This window comes from Peribacillus sp. SIMBA_075 (assembly GCF_046534585.1).
In genome coordinates, this window is sequence record NZ_JAWRYN010000972.1 from 1 (window position 1) to 258 (window position 258).

General features: G+C 42.6%; 2 protein-coding genes. Both read right to left on the reverse strand.

The window, feature by feature from the left end; translation table 11 throughout:
* A partial coding sequence (locus SB775_RS31175; protein WP_410865145.1) for an anti-sigma factor family protein occupies window positions 1–133 on the reverse strand: 133 nt, incomplete at its 3' end.
* A complete protein-coding gene (locus SB775_RS31180) occupies window positions 130–246 on the reverse strand; it encodes a hypothetical protein (protein WP_410865146.1) in 117 nt (38 codons plus the stop codon). The genes SB775_RS31175 and SB775_RS31180, both read right to left, overlap by 4 nt.
* Between the last annotated feature and the right edge of the window lie 12 nt (window positions 247–258).

Consider the following 258-nt stretch of genomic DNA (forward strand, 5'->3'; position numbering starts at 1 on the left):
CATCCATGTATTGTTCAAACCTGTTTAAGCACGAGCTGCATGTCATCAAATGATGCTGTATCTCTTGCTTCTCCTCGAAAGAGAGCCGGTCTTCCAAAAAAGCGTCCAGCATGACTTTATCCAAGCATGTCATAGATAAAAGTCACCCCCTTTTCCTGTTCTCGTTATGGAATCTCTTAGCTTCGATTTTCCTCTAGAGATGCGTGTTCGAACGGTACTAAGCGGAACACCTAGCTTTTCACTAATTTCTTCATAGCT